Annotated in this window: 16 protein-coding genes; 3 read left to right on the top strand and 13 right to left on the bottom strand. The window is 70.2% G+C overall.

Annotated elements, in window-relative coordinates:
- The first annotated feature begins 25 nt into the window (after window positions 1–25).
- Window positions 26–1,522 carry an MFS transporter gene (locus FVE25_RS28505; protein ID WP_157250134.1) on the top strand — a complete coding sequence of 499 codons (1,497 nt, stop codon included), beginning with the start codon at window positions 26–28 and terminating at the stop codon, window positions 1,520–1,522.
- Here FVE25_RS28505 and FVE25_RS28500 read toward each other — a convergent pair.
- The 4 genes from FVE25_RS28500 to FVE25_RS56860 form a co-directional block, all read right to left on the bottom strand.
- The gene (locus tag FVE25_RS28500) at window positions 1,485–2,711 is read right to left on the bottom strand and encodes an MFS transporter (RefSeq protein ID WP_157250133.1); all 1,227 of its coding nucleotides are present in this window, start codon (window positions 2,709–2,711) and stop codon (window positions 1,485–1,487) included. The genes FVE25_RS28505 and FVE25_RS28500 overlap by 38 nt on opposite strands.
- Before the next feature lie 217 nt (window positions 2,712–2,928).
- Complete coding sequence (locus FVE25_RS28495; RefSeq protein ID WP_157250132.1) at window positions 2,929–3,843, bottom strand: serine hydrolase; 915 nt, start codon at window positions 3,841–3,843, stop codon at window positions 2,929–2,931.
- Between the two features lie 121 nt (window positions 3,844–3,964).
- Window positions 3,965–4,507: a quinone oxidoreductase family protein gene (locus FVE25_RS56865; protein ID WP_343046165.1), complete on the bottom strand. Its 543-nt coding sequence runs from the start codon at window positions 4,505–4,507 to the stop codon at window positions 3,965–3,967.
- Between the two features lie 53 nt (window positions 4,508–4,560).
- Window positions 4,561–4,902, bottom strand: a complete 342-nt coding sequence (locus FVE25_RS56860) for an alcohol dehydrogenase catalytic domain-containing protein (protein ID WP_343046164.1) — start codon at window positions 4,900–4,902, stop codon at window positions 4,561–4,563.
- A gap of 136 nt (window positions 4,903–5,038) precedes the next feature.
- Between FVE25_RS56860 and FVE25_RS28485 the strand changes: the two genes are divergently transcribed.
- Window positions 5,039–6,061, top strand: coding sequence for a 5'-nucleotidase C-terminal domain-containing protein (locus tag FVE25_RS28485; protein ID WP_157250131.1), 1,023 nt, complete (start codon window positions 5,039–5,041; stop codon window positions 6,059–6,061).
- A gap of 48 nt (window positions 6,062–6,109) precedes the next feature.
- On the opposite strand, the gene FVE25_RS28480 is transcribed toward FVE25_RS28485, so the two are convergent.
- From FVE25_RS28480 to FVE25_RS28455, 6 genes are all read right to left on the bottom strand, one after another.
- Complete coding sequence (locus FVE25_RS28480) at window positions 6,110–7,504, bottom strand: NAD(P)/FAD-dependent oxidoreductase (protein WP_157250130.1); 1,395 nt, start codon at window positions 7,502–7,504, stop codon at window positions 6,110–6,112.
- 166 nt (window positions 7,505–7,670) lie between these two features.
- Window positions 7,671–8,459, bottom strand: a complete 789-nt coding sequence (locus FVE25_RS28475) for an ABC transporter permease (protein ID WP_157250129.1) — start codon at window positions 8,457–8,459, stop codon at window positions 7,671–7,673.
- Window positions 8,456–9,313 carry an ABC transporter permease gene (locus FVE25_RS28470; RefSeq protein ID WP_157250128.1) on the bottom strand — a complete coding sequence of 286 codons (858 nt, stop codon included), beginning with the start codon at window positions 9,311–9,313 and terminating at the stop codon, window positions 8,456–8,458. The genes FVE25_RS28475 and FVE25_RS28470 overlap by 4 nt, the downstream gene beginning before the upstream one ends.
- Window positions 9,314–9,316: 3 nt before the next feature.
- Entirely contained in the window at window positions 9,317–10,546 is a 1,230-nt protein-coding gene (locus FVE25_RS28465) for a polyamine ABC transporter substrate-binding protein (RefSeq protein WP_157250127.1), read from the bottom strand.
- A gap of 6 nt (window positions 10,547–10,552) precedes the next feature.
- Window positions 10,553–11,617: an ABC transporter ATP-binding protein gene (locus tag FVE25_RS28460; protein ID WP_157250126.1), complete on the bottom strand. Its 1,065-nt coding sequence runs from the start codon at window positions 11,615–11,617 to the stop codon at window positions 10,553–10,555.
- Window positions 11,618–13,051 carry a gamma-aminobutyraldehyde dehydrogenase gene (locus FVE25_RS28455; protein WP_157250125.1) on the bottom strand — a complete coding sequence of 478 codons (1,434 nt, stop codon included), beginning with the start codon at window positions 13,049–13,051 and terminating at the stop codon, window positions 11,618–11,620.
- Window positions 13,052–13,252: 201 nt separating this feature from the next.
- Between FVE25_RS28455 and FVE25_RS28450 the strand changes: the two genes are divergently transcribed.
- Window positions 13,253–13,747 (top strand): Lrp/AsnC family transcriptional regulator, encoded by a 495-nt coding sequence (locus FVE25_RS28450; protein ID WP_157250124.1) that lies wholly within the window; start codon window positions 13,253–13,255, stop codon window positions 13,745–13,747.
- A 39-nt stretch (window positions 13,748–13,786) separates the two neighbouring features.
- Here the strand turns inward: FVE25_RS28450 and FVE25_RS28445 are convergent, their stop codons facing one another.
- The 3 genes from FVE25_RS28445 to FVE25_RS28435 are packed head-to-tail and all read right to left on the bottom strand — an operon-like array spanning window position 13,787 to window position 18,457.
- Window positions 13,787–16,468: a glycoside hydrolase family 38 N-terminal domain-containing protein gene (locus tag FVE25_RS28445; protein WP_157250123.1), complete on the bottom strand. Its 2,682-nt coding sequence runs from the start codon at window positions 16,466–16,468 to the stop codon at window positions 13,787–13,789.
- Complete coding sequence (locus tag FVE25_RS28440) at window positions 16,458–17,534, bottom strand: Gfo/Idh/MocA family protein (RefSeq protein WP_157250122.1); 1,077 nt, start codon at window positions 17,532–17,534, stop codon at window positions 16,458–16,460. The genes FVE25_RS28445 and FVE25_RS28440 overlap by 11 nt, the downstream gene beginning before the upstream one ends.
- On the bottom strand, window positions 17,531–18,457 hold the full coding sequence (locus FVE25_RS28435) for a TIM barrel protein (RefSeq protein ID WP_157250121.1): 927 nt from the start codon (window positions 18,455–18,457) through the stop codon (window positions 17,531–17,533). The genes FVE25_RS28440 and FVE25_RS28435 overlap by 4 nt, the downstream gene beginning before the upstream one ends.
- Between the last annotated feature and the right edge of the window lie 10 nt (window positions 18,458–18,467).

Raw genomic sequence — 18,467 nt, 5'->3', positions numbered from 1 at the left:
AGCACCTGCTCTCACAGTGTGCCGCATGCGTACGAAGTGGGCCTGCCTGGCGATCGCGTGCCTGGCCACGCTGTTGCTCTCCCTCGATCTGACCGTCCTCCATCTCGCCCTGCCGCGCCTGGTCGCCGACCTGGGCGCCACCTCGACCCAGCTGCTCTGGATCGGCGACATCTACGGCTTCGCCCTGGCCGGCCTGCTGGTCACCATGGGCAACGTCGGCGACCGGATCGGCCGCAAGCGGCTGCTGCTCATCGGCGCGGTGGCCTTCAGCGCCGCCTCCGTCATCACCGCCTACGCCCCCAGCGCCGAGCTGCTGATCGCGGCGCGGGCGCTGCTGGGCGTCGCGGGCGCCACCATCATGCCGTCCACCCTGTCGATCATCCGCAACGTGTTCACCGAACCCGGCGAGCGCACGATGGCGATCGGCATCTGGAGCTCCATGAGCGCGGCGGGGTTCGCGGTCGGCCCGGTCGTCGGCGGCCTGCTCCTGGACCACTTCTGGTGGGGGTCGGTCTTCCTCATCAACCTGCCGATCATGGCGGTGGTGCTCGCCGGCGGCGCCATCGCCCTGCCGGAGTCCCGCAACCCGGACGCGGGCGGCATCGACCCGCTCAGCGTGGCGCTCTCCTTCGCCGGGGTCGTGGCCGTCATCTACGCGATCAAGGAGCTGGCCCACGACGGGCTCGCCACCGGCCCCGCCGCCGCCGGAGCGCTCGGCCTGGCCGCGCTGGCCTGGTTCGGCGTACGGCAGAGCCGGCTGGCCGAACCGCTCATCGACGTGCGGCTGTTCGCCAAGCGGGCCTTCAGCGCCTCCATCGGCACGAACCTCCTGGCCATCTTCACCATGATGGCGATGTCGCTGATGTTCGCCTGGTACCTGCAGCTGGTCATCGGCTGGTCGCCGCTGCAGGCGGGCCTGGCCGGGCTGCCCGGCGGCCTGTCCGGCGCGATCGGCGGCATCCTGGCCGCGCCGCTCATCCGGGTCCTGGGCAGGAACGGCGTGGTCGCGCTCGGGCTGGCCATGAACGCGGTCGCCTTCGGGTGGTACGCCACGCTCGGCACCGAGCTCACCTACCTCTACCTGCTGGTGCCCATGGTGATCGGCGGCATCGGGATCGGGCTGACGTTCACCGTGAACAACGACAACGTGCTGGCCACGGCGCCCAAGCAGCGGGCCGGGGCGGCGGCGGCCATCTCCGAGACCGCCTTCGAACTCGGCGGCGCGCTCGGCATCGCCGTCCTCGGCACGGTGCTGACCAGCACCTACCGGGCCAACATGACCCATCCGGACCCGGTCGCCCGCGAGTCGATCACCGACGCGCTCAACCTGGCCGCCACGCTCCCTTCCGACCAGGCGGGCGAGCTGGTCGCCGCCGCCCAGCGGGCGTTCGTCGCCGGCATGCAGACGACCTCGCTGGTCACCGCGGGCATCCTGGTCGTCGTCGCCGTGCTGGCGCTGGCCGGGCTGCGCGGGGTGCCCAAGGTCATCGCCGAGGAGCCTGGAGCGCCGGTTCACCCGTGAGCGCGTCCTGCGGCAGCGGGCGCAGGCTGCGCAGCCGTACCAGGACCAGCAGGGCGGCCAGGCCCGTGGTCAGCGGGGGCACCACGAAGGCCAGCGACGGGCCCAGGTGGTCCACGAGCTGCCCGGCCACCGAAGCGCCGGTCGCGATGCCGAGGCCGATGGCGCCGTTGAGCCAGGTGAACGACTCGGTGCGCACGTCCGCCGGGACCAGGCTCTCGATGAGGGTGTAGCCGGTGATCACCACGGGGGCGATCACCAGGCCCGCCAGGGCGGCGGCGCCGTACATCAGGGGGATGGAACCGGCGGCCGTCAGCGCGGTGGTCGCGGCGGCCAGCAGCGCCAGGCCGATGACCAGCCGGGTGCGGGCGGCGAGGTTCCAGCGGACCGCACCGTAGAGCACGCCGCCCGCCACGCTGGCCGCCGAGAACGTGCCGTAGATCGGACCGGCGAGCGCGGGCGAGCCGAGAGCGGCGGTCAGCGACGTGATGCCGACCTGAAGCGAACCGAAGACCGTGCCCATCGCGAGGAAGGCGGCGGCCAGCGGCACCACGCCGCGCAGCCGCAGCACGCCGCCGGTGGCACGCACCCGGACCGGCATCGGCTCGGGCAGCGCGGTCCGCACGCCGGCGAAGACCACGGTCCCGGCCACGATGAGCACCAGCGCGCCCAGCAGCGCCACGACCGGCGAGAACCCCGTGGACAGCCCCACCAGCAGCACCGGGGCCAGCGTGAACGTCAGCTCGTCGGTGATCGACTCGACCGCGAAGGCGGTGTTGAGCTTGGCCGAACTGCCCAGCCGGTGCGCCCAGCGCGCCCGCACCATGGCGCCGACCTGCGGCACCGAGGCACCGGCCAGCGCCGCGGTGACCACCAGGTACGGCACGGCCGCCTGCGTGGCCGCCAGCGCCAGCAGCGCCGCCAGGGACACGCCGTGGATGGCGATCTGGGGCAGCAGCACCTTGCGCTGGCCGTAACGATCGGCCAGGCGGCCGGTCTGCGGGCCCGCCAGCGCCTGCGCGACCGCGGCCGCCGCGGCGGCGATCCCGGCCGCGCCGTAGGAGCCGGTGGACCACTGCACGAGCAGCAGCACGCCCATCTGCACCATCGCGTACGGCAGGCGGGCCACCAGCGCGGGCAGCAGGAACCGCCAGGCGCCCGGCGTGGCCAGCACGTTCAGGTAGGACCTCATCTGGTCTCCGTCCAGGTCAAGACGGAGCCGCCCCGGGAGCGCCACCGTCGTGGTGGGCTTCGACCGGGGTGATACCGACACTTTGGGGGCCGGCCGCCGAGCGGTCTAACAAAGGCGGATAACGCAGGGTGTTCCGGATTTATTGCGTGACGTGATGAAGGTCATGCTCGGATGGGCTGAGGCCCCATGGCGGGCGCGGCTGGCGGGAACAGGCTGATCAGGTGATGGCGGTGGCCGGGCAGGGGCGGGTGAAGGTGGGGGTGAGGGTGTCCAGGCGGTGGCCGATGAGCTTGGCCAGGCCCTCGATGGCCTGGATGCCCGTGCCTTCCCCCGGCTGCTGGTCGGTCTGGACGGCCAGCAGCAGGTCCCTCCCCGGTCCGGAAATACGGCCATAACTGGTGACCGCCCAGGTGTTGCGGACGAACGGCCGGGGTGTCCAGCCGTTCTTCAAGGCCACCCGGTCACCGGGGCGGGCCGCGGCGGAGACGCCCCACGCCTGGTCGCGCTGGACCCGGCTCATCAGCCCGAGGATGTGACGCCGGTGGGCCGGCGCCAGCCCGGATCCGCCCTGCACGAGCAGGCGCAGGAGGCGGATGCGGTCGGCGGGGCTGGTGCTGGTGCCGCCCCAGTACCTGCTCGGGCCGGGGGTGGTCTCGCTCAGGCCCGCCCGGCGGTAGAAGCGGCCCATGCCGTAACCGGCGCCGACCCGCCACCACAGGGCGTCGGCCGCGTGGTTGTCGCTCTCGCGGATCATGCGGGAGGCCAGGTCGTGCTCGCTCTCGCTGAGGCGGCTGCGGCTGAGCATGAGGGCGGTGAGGATGTCGACCTTGCTGCCGCTGGCGGTGATCATGCCGTTCTCGTGCTCGCCGTGGCCCAGGCGGATGCCGGTGACCAGGTCGTGGGCGGCGTAGACGATGCGGCCCGGCCGCCGGGCCAGGTAGCGGGCGACGTCGCGCTGAAGCCGGGCGTGGGCGGCCTTCCCGGCGACCGGGTCCGGAAATTTCAGGGTGCAGGTGGGATTGGCCACGTGGGTGTGCGGCACCATCGGCACCACGGCGGGCCGGGACCCGCAACCGGCCACCGTCACCAGCCCGCCCAGCAGCCCGCTCAGAAGCATCGCCCAGGCTCGCATGCCCGCACCCCCGAACACGACCTCGCCTCGGGGGTGGCGATCTTCTCATGACTGGATAATCCCTGCCCGCGTCCTCAACGGGTCACACCCGAAGATGTCCGGATTTCGGGCGCGATGGGGGTCAGGGCACCAGCACGAGCTTGCCGACCGTGCGCCGTTCGGCCAGGTCCTTCAGCGCGGTCGCCGCGTCCGACAACGCGTACTCCCCGCCGACCTGCGGCTTCAGCTTCCCGGCCGCCGTCAGCTCGAACAGCTCGCCCAGCGGACGCTCGACGCCCGTCCCCATGATCTGCCGCAGCCAGAAGCCGCCCACACTGACGTTGCGCTCGGCCAGCGCCCATGCGTCGATCGGCGGCGTCTCCTCGCCCGACGAGCCGCCGTACATGATCAGCCGCCCGAAGGGTGCCAGGACATCCTGTGCCGCCGTGAACACCCGCCCGCCGACGGCGTCGAGGACGATGTCCACCGCCCGGCCCCGGTTGGCCTCAAGGATCCGCTCCCCATACCCGTCGGCCGCGCCGTCGACGGCGACGTCGGCCCCCAGCGAGAGCGCGAGCTCCCGCTTCTCCTGCGACGAGGCCGTCCCGATCACCCGCCCCGCGCCGAACTCCTTGGCCAGCTGAACGGTGAGAATCCCGACGCCCCCGGCCGCCGAGTGGACCACCACGCTCTCCCCGGGCTGGAGCCGGGCCGACGAACGCAGCAGATGCCAGGCGGTCAGTCCTGCACGAGCAGGGCGAGCGCCTGCCCCGCCCCGAGCGTCTCCGGCACCGGGATGGCCGCCTTCTCGGGCAGCAGCGCCTTGGAGACGTACCCCCGCGGGGCGAACCCCATGACCCGGCGCCCGTCGGCCGTCCTGCCGATCACCTCGGAGCCGGGCACGTGCGGCAGGCTGCCCGGCGGCGCGTACACCCCGGCCACCTGCCGGACGTCGGCGAAGTTGACCCCGGCCGCCTCGACGTCGATCAGCAGTTCCCCCGGGCCGGGCTCGGGATCGGGCAGCTCGACTTCTTCCAGCACCTCTGGCCCGCCGAACCGGGCGAACTCCATCGCACGCATGTCCACCAGCGTAAACAACCTGCTTCACCACGCTCCCGGAGAAACGCCGCGAGCTGTGATCAATTCTGTCGGTGCGCTCTGCCACGATCTGCCCTGTTCATCCCAGAGACCTGTTCATCGCAGAGAAAGGAATCCCGTGAGCCCATTAGCTCCGGCGGGACGCCGGGCAGCAGGCATCGTGGCCATCGCCGCCCTGCTCATCGGCGTTCTCGCCACGGGCGCCCAGGCGGCGCCCACCATCACGGTCGGACTCGAGGCGCCCGTCCCCGGCCAGGGGCAGGCCGAGCCCGGGCAGGACCTGGTCAAGAAGGCCACCATCGCCTTCGAGCGGACGGACGCGGCGAAGTGCCCGCTGACCTTCAAGGTCCACGGGTTCTTCGAGGGGCTCCCGCAAGGAGCGCAGACCTTCCAATACCGCGTGGTCGGCACCGCTGAGTGGAAGACCGTCACCGTCCCCGCCGACCACGGCCCGGTCCACTCGGCCGTGCTGGAGACCCTGAGCTGGGACTGGGAGACGGAGGAGCGGTCCGTCCGCATCGAGATCAACCAGCCGGACGGCCTGCGGTCCAACATCTTCTACTACTTCAAGTGCGGCCCGGCCAAGGGCAGCGACGTGGCGGGCAGCGCCGCCGAGGAGATCCCGGTCACCACTATGGGTGGACCGCTGGCCGAGCTCATCGCCGACGCCCAGTTGGAGGCCGTCCAGACGCTGTCCGGCGCCGAAGTGGCCCTCGTCAGCAAGCGCAACATCCGCAAGGGCATGAACGCCGGGCCGGTCACGTTCGAGAACCTGATGTCCTGGCAGCCCAACGGCCACGTCGTGGACGTCCATTCCATGACCGGTGCGCAGCTCAAGTCGATCCTGGCCCATGCGAATCCGACCATCGGCGCCCTGACCCCCTCGGCCTCGATGCGTTACACGCTGGACCAGGGCAGGGTCACCGAGATCACGCTGAACGGCGCCCCGGTGACCGACACCCAGCGCATAAAGATCGCCGCGAACTGGATCCTCATGAGCGGCTGGGAGGGCTTCCCCCAGTGGACGGGCAGCCAGAGCGTCTTCAAACGCGGCCCTGACGACACCGCCGCGCTGGCGAGCTACCTGACCAACCACTCTCCGGTCCGCGCGCCGGCCGGTGACCGCGTCACGATCAAGTGACGCCGGGTGCGGCCGTGGGGGCAGGACCACGGCCGCACGCCGGGTGGATCAGGAGTCGAACCCGAGGCCCATCTTGTCGAGCGTGCGCAGCCACAGGTTGCGCTTGCCCTGGTGCAGGTCGGCCTGGGCGATCGACCAGCGGGTGAACTGGATCACCCCCGACCGCACCGGCTCGGGCGGGAACGGCACCGGCTTCTCCTTGACCATGCGCAGCTCGGTCCGTTCGGTCCGTTCGCCCGACAGCAGGTCGAGCATGACGTTCGCGCCGAACCTGGTGGCGCCCACGCCCATGCCCGTGTAGCCGACCGCGTACGCGAGCCGGCCGCCGTGGGCCTGGCCGAAGAAGGCCGAGAAGCGGCTGCAGGTGTCGATGACCCCGCCCCACCGGTGGGTGAAGCGCAGCTCGGACAACTGCGGGAACGTGTCGTAGAAGTGCCCGGCGAGCTTGACGAAGGTCTCGTCGCGCTGGTCGTACTCGGGCTTGAGCTGGCCGCCGTTGTAGTAGACGGCGTCGTAGCCGCCCCACAGGATGCGGTTGTCGTCGGTCAGCCGGTAGTAGTGGAACTGGTTGGCCGAGTCGCCCACGCCCTGCCGGTTCTTCCAGCCGACGGAGGCGAGCTGCGCGGCCGACATCGGCTCGGTCATGAGCGCGTAGTCGTAGACCGGCACCACGAAGTGCCTGAGCCGGCGCAGCAGCGGCGGGAAGACGCCGGTGCCGAGCGCGACCTTGGGCGCGGCGGCGCTGCCGTGCGGGGTGCGCAGGGTCATGAGGGCGCCGTCGTCGTCGAGCGAGCGCACCGGCGAGCGCTCGTAGATGCGCACGCCGAGCTTGAGGCAGGCTTCCCGCAGCCCGAACGCGAGCCGGGCCGGGTCGAGCATGGCGCAGCCGCTGCGTTCCCAGAGCCCGCCCAGGTAGGTGGGCGAGTCGACCTCGGTCCGCACCTGCTCCTGGTCCAGGGGCACGTAGTCGAGCCCCAGGTCGCGGATGAGGCCGAGGTGCTCGTTGAGGTCGTCGAGCTGCCACGGCTCGGTGGCCACGTGCAGTTCGCCGGTGCGTTCGAACGAGCAGTCGATGTCGTAGCGGCGCAGGGTCCGCTCGATCTCGTCGAGGTTCTCCACGCCCATGTGCTCGAGCCGGTCGATGTCCTCGGGCCAGCGTTCCAGCCCGTTGGCCAGCCCGTGGGTGAGGGTCGCCATGCAGAATCCGCCGTTGCGGCCGGTGGCCGCCCAGCCGATCCTGCGGCCTTCCAGCAGGACGACGTCCTGGGAGGGGTCGCGTTCCTTGGCCATCAGGGCGGTCCACAGCCCCGAGAAGCCGCCGCCGACGACGACCAGGTCGGCGGTGGTGTGTCCGAAGAGCCGCGCCTGCGGCTCCGGTCTGGCCGGGGTGTCCAGCCAGTACGGCTTGCGCTCCGCATCAGCAAGCGCCTTCAGCGGATCCACAAATCCCACTTCCTTACGAAGAGTTAGAGAGAATTCGAGAAATTGCGGGATCTCATAAAGTGATCGCGCGCGGGTTCCCCCCGCCGAAATCCGATCTCGCCTCCCTGTTCTTGGTCGTCGTATGCCAAAACCCCCCGCCGGTCGGCGGGGGGAAGCCTTGGTGTTCTCAGGTACGGCGGCGCCGCGCCGAGACCGCGTTGGCCACGGCGATCAGCACCCCGATCCCGAAGATCAGCGTACCCATGACGTTAACCTGCGGCGGAATGCCGGTCTTCACCGACCCGACGATCCACAGCGGGAACGTGATGGTGGAGCCGTTGACGAAGCTGGTGACCACGTAGTCGTCGACGGACAGCGCGAAGGCCAGCATCGCCCCGGCGGCCACGCCCGGCATGATCGCGGGCAGCGTCACCTGCCTGAAGGTGCCCCACGGGGTCGCCCCGAGGTCGCGTGCCGCCTCCTCCAGCGACGGGTCCAGCGTGACCACTCTGGCCCGCACGGTCACCGTGACGAAGGACAGGGAGAACAGCACGTGCGCGATGATGATCGTCAGGGAGTCGCGCGGCATGTTCGCCGAGACGAACAACGACAGCAGCGACGAGCCCATGACCAGTTCTGGCGTGGAGATGGCGGCGAAGACCAGGAAGTTGGTCACGCCCTTGCCGCGGAAGCGGAAGCGCCCGAGCGCCAGGCCCAGCATGGTGCCGATGACCGCGGTCAACGCCGTGCTGACGACCGCGATGACCAGCGAGTTGATCAGTGCAGTGGACAGGTCCGAGATCGAGAAGAGCTCTTGGTACCAGCGGAACGTGAAGCCCTGCCAGCTGGTGTTGGACTTGCTCTTCTTGTTGTTGAACCCGAACAGGATCATGACGGCGATCGGCGCGGACAGCCAGACGATGATCACCCAGGTGTAGACGTGGAGCAGGCGGTCGCCGAGTCGGTTCCTGGTCATCGGTTGGCCGCCGCTTCCAGGACGTTCTCGGTGCCGAGCGCCTTGGCGTAGATGAAGATGCCCACGAGCAGCACCGCCATGAGCGTGAACGACAGCGCCGAGGCCGACGGGTAGTTCAGGTTCGTGAGGTACTCGGTCTGGATCACGTTGCCGATCATCGTGTTGGCCGTGCCGCCGAGGATCTGCGCGTTGACCGGGTCGGCCGTCGCCGGGACGAAGGTCATGAGCACCCCGGCGAAGACGCCGGGCAGCGACAGCGGCAGCACGACCCGGCGGAAGGCGGCCACGCGGGTGGCGTACAGGTCCTGGGCGGCCTCGATCACCCGCGGATCCACGCGCTCCAGCGCGACGTAGATCGGCAGGATCATGAACGGCAGCCAGTTGTAGGTCAGCCCGGCGACCACCGCGAACGTGGTCGCCAGCACGTGGAACCCGGCGGGCAGCAGCCCCCAGCCCTTCAGCGTGCCGAACAGGATCCCGTCGTCGGCCAGCAGGAAGCCCCACGAGATCGTGCGCAGCACGAACGAGACGAAGAACGGCAGCAGCAGCAGGAACAGGTACATCGACTTGCGGTTGCCGCCCTTGAAGGCGATGAAGTAGGCGACCGGGTAGCCGATGACCAGCATGGCCACGGTCGCCAGCGCGCCGTACAGGAACGAGCGGCCCAGCTGGGCGCTGTAGCGCCCGATCGCGTCGGTGTAGTTGGAGAAGGCGAAGGACTGCACGAAGCCGTCGATGTTGTTGCCGGTCGTGGTCGAGACCGACAACATCGCCGCCAACGGCACCACCAGGAAGATTCCCAGCCACAGCCAGCTCGGCAGGGCGAGCAGGTAGGGGGTAAGCCGGCCTTTCATGGGCTATGCCTGGGTGACGGTCTGGAAGATGCGGTTGAACACCTGCTCGGTCTTGGTGGTGAGCGGGGTGTAGCCGCGCAGCTTGGCGTAGTCGCCCTCGGAGGGGAAGATGAGCGGGCTGTTGACCAGCGTCTCCAGCGTCGTCTTCGCCTCGCCCGTCAGCGTGGCCGCCTTCTGCTTGAGGATGTCGTGCGCGGCCGGGACCGGGGTGACGTACTGGATGAACTCCTCCAGTTCGGCGGCGATCTGGGGCTGGTAGAGGAAGTCCATCAGCGTGATCGCGTCCACCGGGTTGGCGGCGCCCTTCGGGATGAGCATGTTGTCGGTCCAGATCGTGCCGCCCTCCTCCGGGACCACGAACTTGACCGGCTCGCCCGCGAGCTGGCGCTGGAACACATCGCCCGACCAGGCCATCGTCAGCCACACGTCACCCTTGGAGACGGCGTCGATGTAGTCCTGGTCGTAGTACTTGCGCACCAGCCCGGCGTCGCGCTGCTCCTTGAGCTTGGCGCCGGCCTTCTCCCAGTCGGCCTGCGTCGACTTCTCCGGGTCGATGCCCAGCGCGAACATGCCGAAGTTGCCGATCTCCTGGGCGTCGCGCATCATGCCGACGCGGCCCTTGTACTTGGCGTCGAACAACGCGCTGATGCTGGTGATGTCATCCTTGACGTACTTGGTGTTGTACGCGATCCCCGTGATGCCCGAGGTGTAGGGCACGGTGTAGACGTTGCCCGGGTCGTAGGAGCGCTCCTTGTACTTGGCGCCCGCGTTGGCGTTGAAGTTCGGCAGCTTCGACTGGTCGAGCGGCACCACGTAACCCAGCTCGATCATGTGCTGGAGCTGGATGCCGTTGGTCATGACCACGATGTCGTAGCCGAGCGACTGGCCGGCGCGCAGCACCGGGTCGGCCTTGCCGAAGAAGGAGGCGTTCTCCTCGATGACCTCCTTGTACTCGTAGGAGATCCCGGTCGCCTTCTTGAACTCCTCCAGCGGCTTCTTGTCCTCGGGCATGTACTCGGGCCAGTTGGCGAAGACGACCTTGCCGTGCTTCGTCTGCTTGGCCCAGTAGTCCTTGACCGCGTCCGGCTTGGCCGGCGCCTTCTTCTGGCCCTGCACGCCGCAGGCGGCCAGGGTCAGGCCGGCGGCCGACAGCCCAGCGATCTTGAATGCCTCACGCCGGGTGCGGGACTGCGTCATGCCCCGCAGCAGGGCGAGCTTGTTCACGGGGTCCATGGCCGATCAACTTCCAATCGCATATGAGTGCTGCGGCTGCCACGACAGCCACACCGAGTCACCCCGCTCGGCCGTTGTCGAGGAGTCGAGTGCGTTCTGCTGAAACACCGTGATGATCGTTTCGCCGCGGGCGGCGAGGCACACGGAGTAACTGTTGTACGTGCCCAGGTAGACGACCTCGACAACCGTGCCCGGCAGGGCGCTGACCTCGCCGTTCGGCTCCACGGTGCCGATGGTGATCTTTTCCGGCCGGACGGTCACCGTAACCTCGCCGTCCTTGCCGGGGACGAGCACGCGGCCCCCGCCGATGGGCAGGATGCCGGCGGAAGCCGTACCGGCCAGGAGGTTGGAGGTGCCGATGAAGCCGGCCACGAACTCCGTGGCGGGCCGTTCGTAGATCTCGCGCGGGCCGGCGAGCTGCTCGACCAGGCCGTCGTTCATGACGGCGATGCGGTCGCTCATCGTCAGCGCCTCGCTCTGGTCGTGCGTCACGTAGACGAACGTGATGCCGACCTCCCGCTGGATGCGCTTGAGCTCGATCTGCATGGCCTGGCGCAGCTTCAGGTCGAGCGCGCCGAGCGGCTCGTCGAGCAGGAGCGCGCGCGGGCGGTTGACCAGGGCCCTGGCCAGCGCCACCCGCTGTTGCTGGCCGCCCGACATCTCCCGGGGGCGGCGCTTCTCGCGGCCGGTCAGGTCGACGATCTCCAGCATCTCGCTCACCCGCTGCCGGATCTCGGCCTGGGCGACGCCCTTCTGCTTGAGTCCGAAGGCCACGTTGTCCCACACGTTCATGTGCGGGAACAGCGCGTAGGACTGGAAGACCATGTTCACATCGCGCTTGTTGGGCGGGACGTTGGTGACGTCCTGCCCGTGCAGCTTGACCACGCCTCGCGACGGCTCCTCGAAGCCGGCGATCATGCGCATGGTGGTGGTCTTGCCGCAACCGGAGGGGCCGAGGAGGGAGAAGAACTCCCCCTCGGCGATCTCCAGCGTGACGCCCTTCACAGCCTGGACGACCTCGCCGTGCGACAGGTACTCCTTGACGACGTCGTCAAGCTGGATCGCGTGCATCTAGTCTCCGATGTAGTGCATGACGTGCTTGACGCGCGTGTAGTCGTGAAGACCGAAGACCGAAAGGTCCTTGCCGTAGCCGGAGTGCTTGAAGCCGCCGTGCGGCATCTCGCTGACGAACGGGATGTGGGTGTTGACCCAGACCACGCCGAAGTCGAGCCTGTTCGACATCCGCATGGCGCGGCCGTGGTCGCTGGTCCACACCGAGCCGGACAGGCCGTACTGCACGTCGTTGGCCTTGGTCAGCGCGTCCGCCTCGTCGGTGAACGTCTGGACGGTGATGACCGGGCCGAAGACCTCGTTCTGCACCATCTCGTCGTCCTGCTTGAGACCGTCGACGATGGTAGGAGCGAAGAAGTAGCCCTTGTCGCCGACCCGGTGCCCACCGGTCAGGACCTTGGCGTGCGCCGGGGCGCGGTCGATGAAGCCCTGCACCCTGGTCAGCTGGTTCTCGTTGTTGAGCGGGCCGTACAACGCGTCCTCGTTGGACAGGTCGCCGGTGACGGTGCCCGCCGCGGCGGCGGCGAGGGCGGCCACGAACTCGTCGTGCACGTTCTCGTGCACCAGCACGCGGCAGGCGGCGGTGCAGTCCTGGCCGGCGTTGTAGAGGCCGGCGGTGGCGATCGACTCGGCGGCGGCCTTGAGGTCCTTGACGTCGTCGAAGACCACGACCGGCGCCTTGCCGCCGAGCTCCAGGTGGACGCGCTTGAGGTCGTCGGCGGCGGTCTTGGCGACGGCCATGCCGGCGCCGACCGAGCCGGTGATCGCGACCATCGAGGCGGTCTTGTGGCCGACGACCAGCGCGCCGGTCTCGCGGTCGCCGGTGACGACGTTGAAGACGCCGGGCGGCAGGACGCTGCCGAGGATCTCGGCGAGCTTGATCGTGGAGACGGGCGTGGTGTCCGACGGCTTGAGCACGATCGTGTTGCCGGCGGCCAGCGCCGGGGCGATCTTCCAGACGGCCATCATCATCGGGTAGTTCCAGGGCGTGACCTGGCCGATGACGCCGATCGGCTCGTGCCTGATGACACTGGTGTGCTCGGCCAGGAACTCCCCGGCCGTGGGGCCTTCGAGCGTGCGCGCGGCGCCGGCGAAGAATCGGAAGTGATCGGCGGCGACCGGCGTCTCATCCTCGGCCATGCGGGCCCGCGGCTTGCCGGTGTTCAGGCACTCCGCCTCGTTGATCTCGTCGGCCCGCGCCTCGATCGCATCGGCGACCTTCAGCAGCAGGTTGGCCCGCTCCCCCGGCGTGGTCTGTCCCCACGACTCGAACGCGGCAGCCGCGGCGGCGTAGGCGGCATCGACATCCTCTGGACCGGAGATCGGAGCCTGAAGATAGGCTTCACCGGTGCAGGGATCGATGACATCGGAGAATCGGCCGCTCTTGGCGTCCACGAACTCACCGTTGATGAAGTTCTGCAGACGGCTGGTCACATGACCTCCTGGTGAGGTGGCTGAGATGCCGCGACTCTGACAGAGGAAGGGCATCCGGACAAGGGATTCCGCAGCAAAGGATACCGAATTGCTACGAATTCGCTTGACAGAGGCGGGGAAACTGACAACATGTCGCACCAGGACGGCAACGCAGCAGGAATGCGCCCGTAACGCTGGACCGGTAAGGGAGGATTCCCTGGGATGACGACGCCGCCCCGCGTGCGCCGAAGCAACGACGCCGCTTCCGGACCGGTCGTACTCGACGAACTGTCCAAGCAGATCATCGAGCAACTGCAGAATGACGGCCGCATGCCGTACGCCGCGATCGGAAAAGCCGTGGGCCTGTCCGAAGCAGCCGTCCGTCAGCGGGTGCAACGCCTGCAGGATGCCGGCGTGATGCAGATCGTCGCCGTAACCGACCCCCTCACTCTTGGCTTCCCGCGCCAAGCCATGATCGGCGTCAACTGCGAGGGCGACCTGGAAATGGTCGCCGACGAGCTGGCCGCGATCGACGAGATCGACTACGTGGTGCTGACGGCCGGATCCTTCGACGTGATCGTCGAGGTGGTCTGCGAGGGCGACTCGCACCTCCTGGAGATTCTCAGCAAGATCCGGGCGATCCCGGCCGTCCGGGCCACCGAGTCCTTCGTCTATTTGAAGCTACGCAAACAGACCTACTCCTGGGGAACCCGCTAGGTCCACCACCTTTACCGACAAAGAGCCTGTGCTTGGCCGTCAGCGGAACTGGATCGTGGCGATCTCCCAGGGAGCGAGGGGCAGGTCGAGGCGGCCATCGGTGACGGCCAGCGGGTCGCCGGGGCGTCCGCGCAGGTCCGCGCGGCGGGCTTCGGCGAAGGAACCCTCGATCGCGGCCGTGGCGGGCTCGTTCGCGTAGGAGACCACGCGCAGTTCCTTCCAGTCGTCGCGGCGGCGCAGCGAGGTCATCACCACGCCCGGCCCGCTCACCGACAGGCCGGTGCCCGGTTCCGGCAGCTCGCCGTCCCCGGTGCCGGGCACGGCGAGCAGGTCGTGGCGGAAGGTCTCGGCCGCGGGCGGCACGGCGCTCCAGTCTCCTGTGTACGGCATGAGCGCCAGGCTCACCGAGCGCAGCCCCCTGGACTGCGCGGCCGGCGTCGGGATCTGGGGCCCGGCCGGTTCCGGGCGCAGGCCGTTGCGGTTGCGCGACAGGAAGCCGACCGAGCGCAGCAGCGTGAGCGCGAGCTCCTCGGCGGCGACCTCGTATTCGGTCACGTGCTCCAGCAGCGCGGCCACGCCTCCGGCCGCCACCCAGCCCGAGGCCGGGAAGGTGGGCAGCGGGTACTCGCCGCAGCCGCCCTCCGCGCTCAGGCCGCGCTCGACCACCGCGAACTGCCCTTCCGCGTACGACGTGGTCGCCTCCGCCGGCAGGGGCACGTGCAGGCGCACCCGGTGATCGCCGGCGCGGTTGTCGAACTCCACCCGCAACCGTACGAACGGCTCCCCGGCCCGCAACTCGACCCGGGTCTCCACCACGGTCTCGGCCTCGGCCTGGCCTCGGCCCGGGTCGGGGGCGGCGATCTGGGGGACGCGGGCGTGGTCGGGCCCGGTCATGACCTCGCTCTCCGTGGCGGGCCAGAGGTAGGTGCGGCGGATGTCGAGGGCGGCGACGAGCGGTCCCGACCAGACCGGCGAGACCTCCACGACGAGGGGCTCGCAGACGAGCCGGTCCGGGGCGGGCGGGGCGTGGTTGTAGGTGTCGCCCACGTCGCCGCCGTCCACGATGCGCCCGGCGCCGGTGACGGTCACGCCGCCGGGGCCGGTCAGCGTCAGGGTGCCGTCGTCGGCCACCTCGACGCGGAGCAGGCCGTTGTCCAGGACCTGGCCGTCGGCGCGGGCGGGCGCCACCCCGGCGGCCGGCGACCTGCCCGGCCGCCAGGGGACGGGACGCAGGCTGGTGTGGCCCAGCGCGGGCACCTCGACCAGGGCGGCGACCGTGCGCCGGGGTTCGGCCAGGATGCGGACCCGGTGCGCGCCCCGGGCGGCGGCGGCGATCTCGTCCGGGTCGAAGACCTCGGTGGCGGTCCTGGCGACGGTGAAGGTGAGCACGCCGCCCTCGACCGACCAGCCGGTGATGTGCTGGCCGTACAGCTCGGGGCCGTGGATGAAGGAGAGGGCCAGCTCGGGTTCCATCTCCTCGTCGAGCAGCAGCGTGGGGGCGTACTCCAGCGTCTGGACCGGCACGAGCCCGGACGGCCCGGTGAGCGGGTCCTGCCCGGCGACCTCGGTGAGCACGACGCCGCGCCGTACCGAGGGGGTGGGGTTGACGACGAGCACTCCGTCGGAGGGGACGCTCGCGGCCAGGCGGGCGGTGACCATGTCGCGGACGGCCTGGCCGAGGTGTTCGGCCTCGGCGATGCGGGCGGCGACCTGCTGGGCGGTCTCGTCGACGCCGCAGCCGGTGACGGAGTCGTGGCCGCTGGCGTCGATCAGCCGCCACCAGGCCATGTCGAGGAAGCGGCCGGGCCATTCCGCGCCCCAGAGGGCGGCCAGCGGTTCGGCGTAGCGCTCGACCATGCGCTCGGCGCGGGCCATGGCCTGCTTGACGTGGACGCGGACGGAGATGACGCCGGGCAGGATGTTGGCGCGAGCGTGCGAGCGCAGCTCGCCTTCGATGCGGGGCAGGGTGTCGAGGGCCGGATCAAGGGTCGCGATATATCCGGACAAGGTGTCCATGCGGGAGCCCATCGCGGCCACCAGGTCCGGCAGTCCGGCCACCGGGGCCGAGTGGTCCGTGCCGTACATCGCCAGCAGCGGCCCCTCGGACCACGGCCGCATCCGGGCCGTGAACGCCGCCGCCCGCTCCTCCAGCGTCCCGGCGCCGTGGATGAGGTCCACGCCGTTGCCGTAGCCGCCTTCGGGCAGGTACTGCGTGCGGATGGCGGTGCCGTCGGGCGCCACCCAGGCGAAGGCGGCGCTCGTCACCTCGGCGGGCACGCCCCGGTAGACGCAGGCGTGCTGCAGCCCGGCCCGTCGCAGGATCTGCGGCATCTGAGCCGTGTGCCCGAACATGTCCGGGAGATAGCCGACGCCCATGGCCCCGCCGAGCTTGTCGGCCCGCGAGAGTCCGAGCTCCAGGTTGCGCACGATGTTCTCGCCCGAGCACAGGAACTCGTCGAGGAGGATCTGCCACGGCCCCACGGCCAGCCGCCCGGAGCGCACCAGCGCCGCGATCCGCTCGCGGTTCTCCGGCCGCACCTCCAGGTAGTCGTCCACGCAGGCGAGCTGGCCGTCCAGGGTGAAGTGGTAGCCGGGCTCGCGTTCCATGGTCTGGATCACTTCGTCCAGCAGCGCCACCAGCCGCAGCCGGAAGCGCTGGAACGGCTCGTACCACTCCCGGTCCCAGTGCGTATGCGGAACCAGGACAATCTCAGCGGTCACCGGCTTCTCCCCCAAGGGCAAGATCATGCTGTACGGCGTAGCGGGCGGCGATGCGCTGGGCGGTCACGATGTCCTCCAGGGCTCCGGCGGCGTCGGTGAGCGGCGGCTTGCCGGAGGTGACGAAGGCGTGGAAGGCCAGCAGCTGGGTCTCGAACGCCTCGGTGACCTCGCGGTACTCGGCCCGGGTCTCGGCGCCGGAGACGGCGGTGAGCACGGTGGGCGCGTTCATCAGGTAAGGCGCCGGGAAGACCAGCTCCAGCGAGCCCGAGGCGTGGTGAACGACGACGGTCTCCCGGTAGGCCGGATAGTCCTCGAGGTAATGCCATCGAATGGAATATCGCCCGGCAACCGGCAAAGGCCCAGAAATCTCGATCGATCCCGGCAGACCGCCCCATGTCTCGACGTGGTCAACCTTGACCGGCGAGCCGGTGAAACGCCGCAGCAGCGAGAGGTCATGGCAGATCGAGCCCAGCGCCACGCTGTACACCGACCGCACCTCCGGCCCGGCCTCCGCGCCCAGCGCCCGATCCAGGACGGCGTTCTCCGCCGCCCGCAGCGGCGCCACGTCCACGTCCCGCGCCTGGGACAGGTTGGCGAAGCCCAGTTGCGCCTCGGCGCTCGGGTGCAGCACGGTCACCTCGACCGACCGGATCACTGCGGCCCCGCCCAGCTCGGCCAGCATCTCCTCGGCCCGCCGCACCGCCGGGTCGTACTGCTTCATGTACCCGACCATCAGCCGCCCCTCGGGCAGCGCCGCCACCTCGGCCTCGGTCAACGCCAGCGGCTTCTCGCACAACACCGCGTACCCGGCCGCCAGCGCCTGCCGTACCGGCTCGCCGTGGGAGCCGGAGGCGAGCATGAGCACGGCGTCGAACCCGCCCTCGGCCAGCATCTCACCCAGATCGGTGTGGCGGCGGGCCACCCCGAGCCGGTCGCCCACGGCGCCGGCGAGCGTGGCCGACAGATCACAGACGGCGGCGACCTCGAACAACTCCCGCCGCCGCGACAACAACGGCACGTAAACGGCCTGCGTGACCGCCCCGCACCCCACCAGAGCGACCTTCACAGCCCCAGCTCCTTCAGCTTGGCGAGGTTGGCCGCCTGGTCGGCGATGACGTCGGCCAGCGGGCGGCGGCCGGGCAGCGTGTCCTGCTCGACCACGATCCAGCCCTGGTAGTCGATCTCGTCCAGGGCGGCCACCACGCCGGGCAGGTCGAGCACGCCGCGGCCCAGCGCGCTGAAACCGCCCCTGCCCATGATCTCCCGCAGGTCGGCGCCGTCCTCCAGCGCCGCGGCGAGGATGTCCGGATCGCCGTCCTTGATATGCACATGCCCGATCCGCTCACGCCAGTCGCGCAGCGCCCGGACCGGGTCGCCGCCGGCCAGCAGCAGGTGCCCGGTGTCCAGGCAGAGGTCGACGTCGGTCAGCTCCAGCAGGCGTTCGACCTCGGCCGGCGTCTCCACGAAGGTGCCGAGGTGGTGATGGAAGACCGGCTCGTACCCGTGGGCCCGGCACCGCTGCGCGGCCTCCTGCACCCGCTTGGCGTATCCGGACCATTCGTCGCCCGCCAGGCCGGGAGCGTTCCCGCCGGGCCTGGCGAACCGCGCGGGCGACCCGGAACACCCCAGCGTGGGCCGCGGCGCGAACGTCCCCTCCGCCGCCACGAACAACCGCGCCTCGGCGTACGGCGGCGCCGCGTCGAAGACCTCCAGCGTGGCCTCCAGCGCGGGCAGCCCGGCGGCGAACGCGGCCGCGTCGGAGTAGGCCAGATCGGCCCACCCGCCGGCCAGCAGGAAACCCGCGCCGGAAAGGCGCCGGGTGAGCTCCTCCCCCACCCCCAGGAACCCGATCGGCCCCAGGTCGATGCCCGTGTAGCCGGCGTCGGCCAGCGCCCGGACCATCTCGTCGGCGGTCAGCGGCGCCGGCCCGTCGCTCAGCTCGAACACGCCGAAGCTCACAGGGGCGTTGGCGATCCGTGTCACGCGCATGCGCGCCTCT

Source organism: Nonomuraea typhae, from assembly GCF_009760925.1.
Lineage (GTDB): Bacteria > Actinomycetota > Actinomycetes > Streptosporangiales > Streptosporangiaceae > Nonomuraea > Nonomuraea typhae.
Note: the sequence above shows the minus strand (reverse complement) of the source record. Positions and strands in the feature narration are given on the sequence as shown.

Coding starts and splice junctions, on each gene's coding strand:
- FVE25_RS28505 (WP_157250134.1), top strand. CDS start 26: ATGCGTACGAAGTGGGCCTGCCTGGCGATCGCGTGCCTGGCCACGCTG.
- FVE25_RS28500 (WP_157250133.1), bottom strand. CDS start 2,711: ATGAGGTCCTACCTGAACGTGCTGGCCACGCCGGGCGCCTGGCGGTTC.
- FVE25_RS28495 (WP_157250132.1), bottom strand. CDS start 3,843: ATGCGAGCCTGGGCGATGCTTCTGAGCGGGCTGCTGGGCGGGCTGGTG.
- FVE25_RS56860 (WP_343046164.1), bottom strand. CDS start 4,902: ATGCGTGCGATGGAGTTCGCCCGGTTCGGCGGGCCAGAGGTGCTGGAA.
- FVE25_RS28475 (WP_157250129.1), bottom strand. CDS start 8,459: ATGACCAGGAACCGACTCGGCGACCGCCTGCTCCACGTCTACACCTGG.
- FVE25_RS28470 (WP_157250128.1), bottom strand. CDS start 9,313: ATGAAAGGCCGGCTTACCCCCTACCTGCTCGCCCTGCCGAGCTGGCTG.
- FVE25_RS28465 (WP_157250127.1), bottom strand. CDS start 10,546: ATGGACCCCGTGAACAAGCTCGCCCTGCTGCGGGGCATGACGCAGTCC.
- FVE25_RS28460 (WP_157250126.1), bottom strand. CDS start 11,617: ATGCACGCGATCCAGCTTGACGACGTCGTCAAGGAGTACCTGTCGCAC.
- FVE25_RS28450 (WP_157250124.1), top strand. CDS start 13,253: ATGACGACGCCGCCCCGCGTGCGCCGAAGCAACGACGCCGCTTCCGGA.
- FVE25_RS28435 (WP_157250121.1), bottom strand. CDS start 18,457: ATGCGCGTGACACGGATCGCCAACGCCCCTGTGAGCTTCGGCGTGTTC.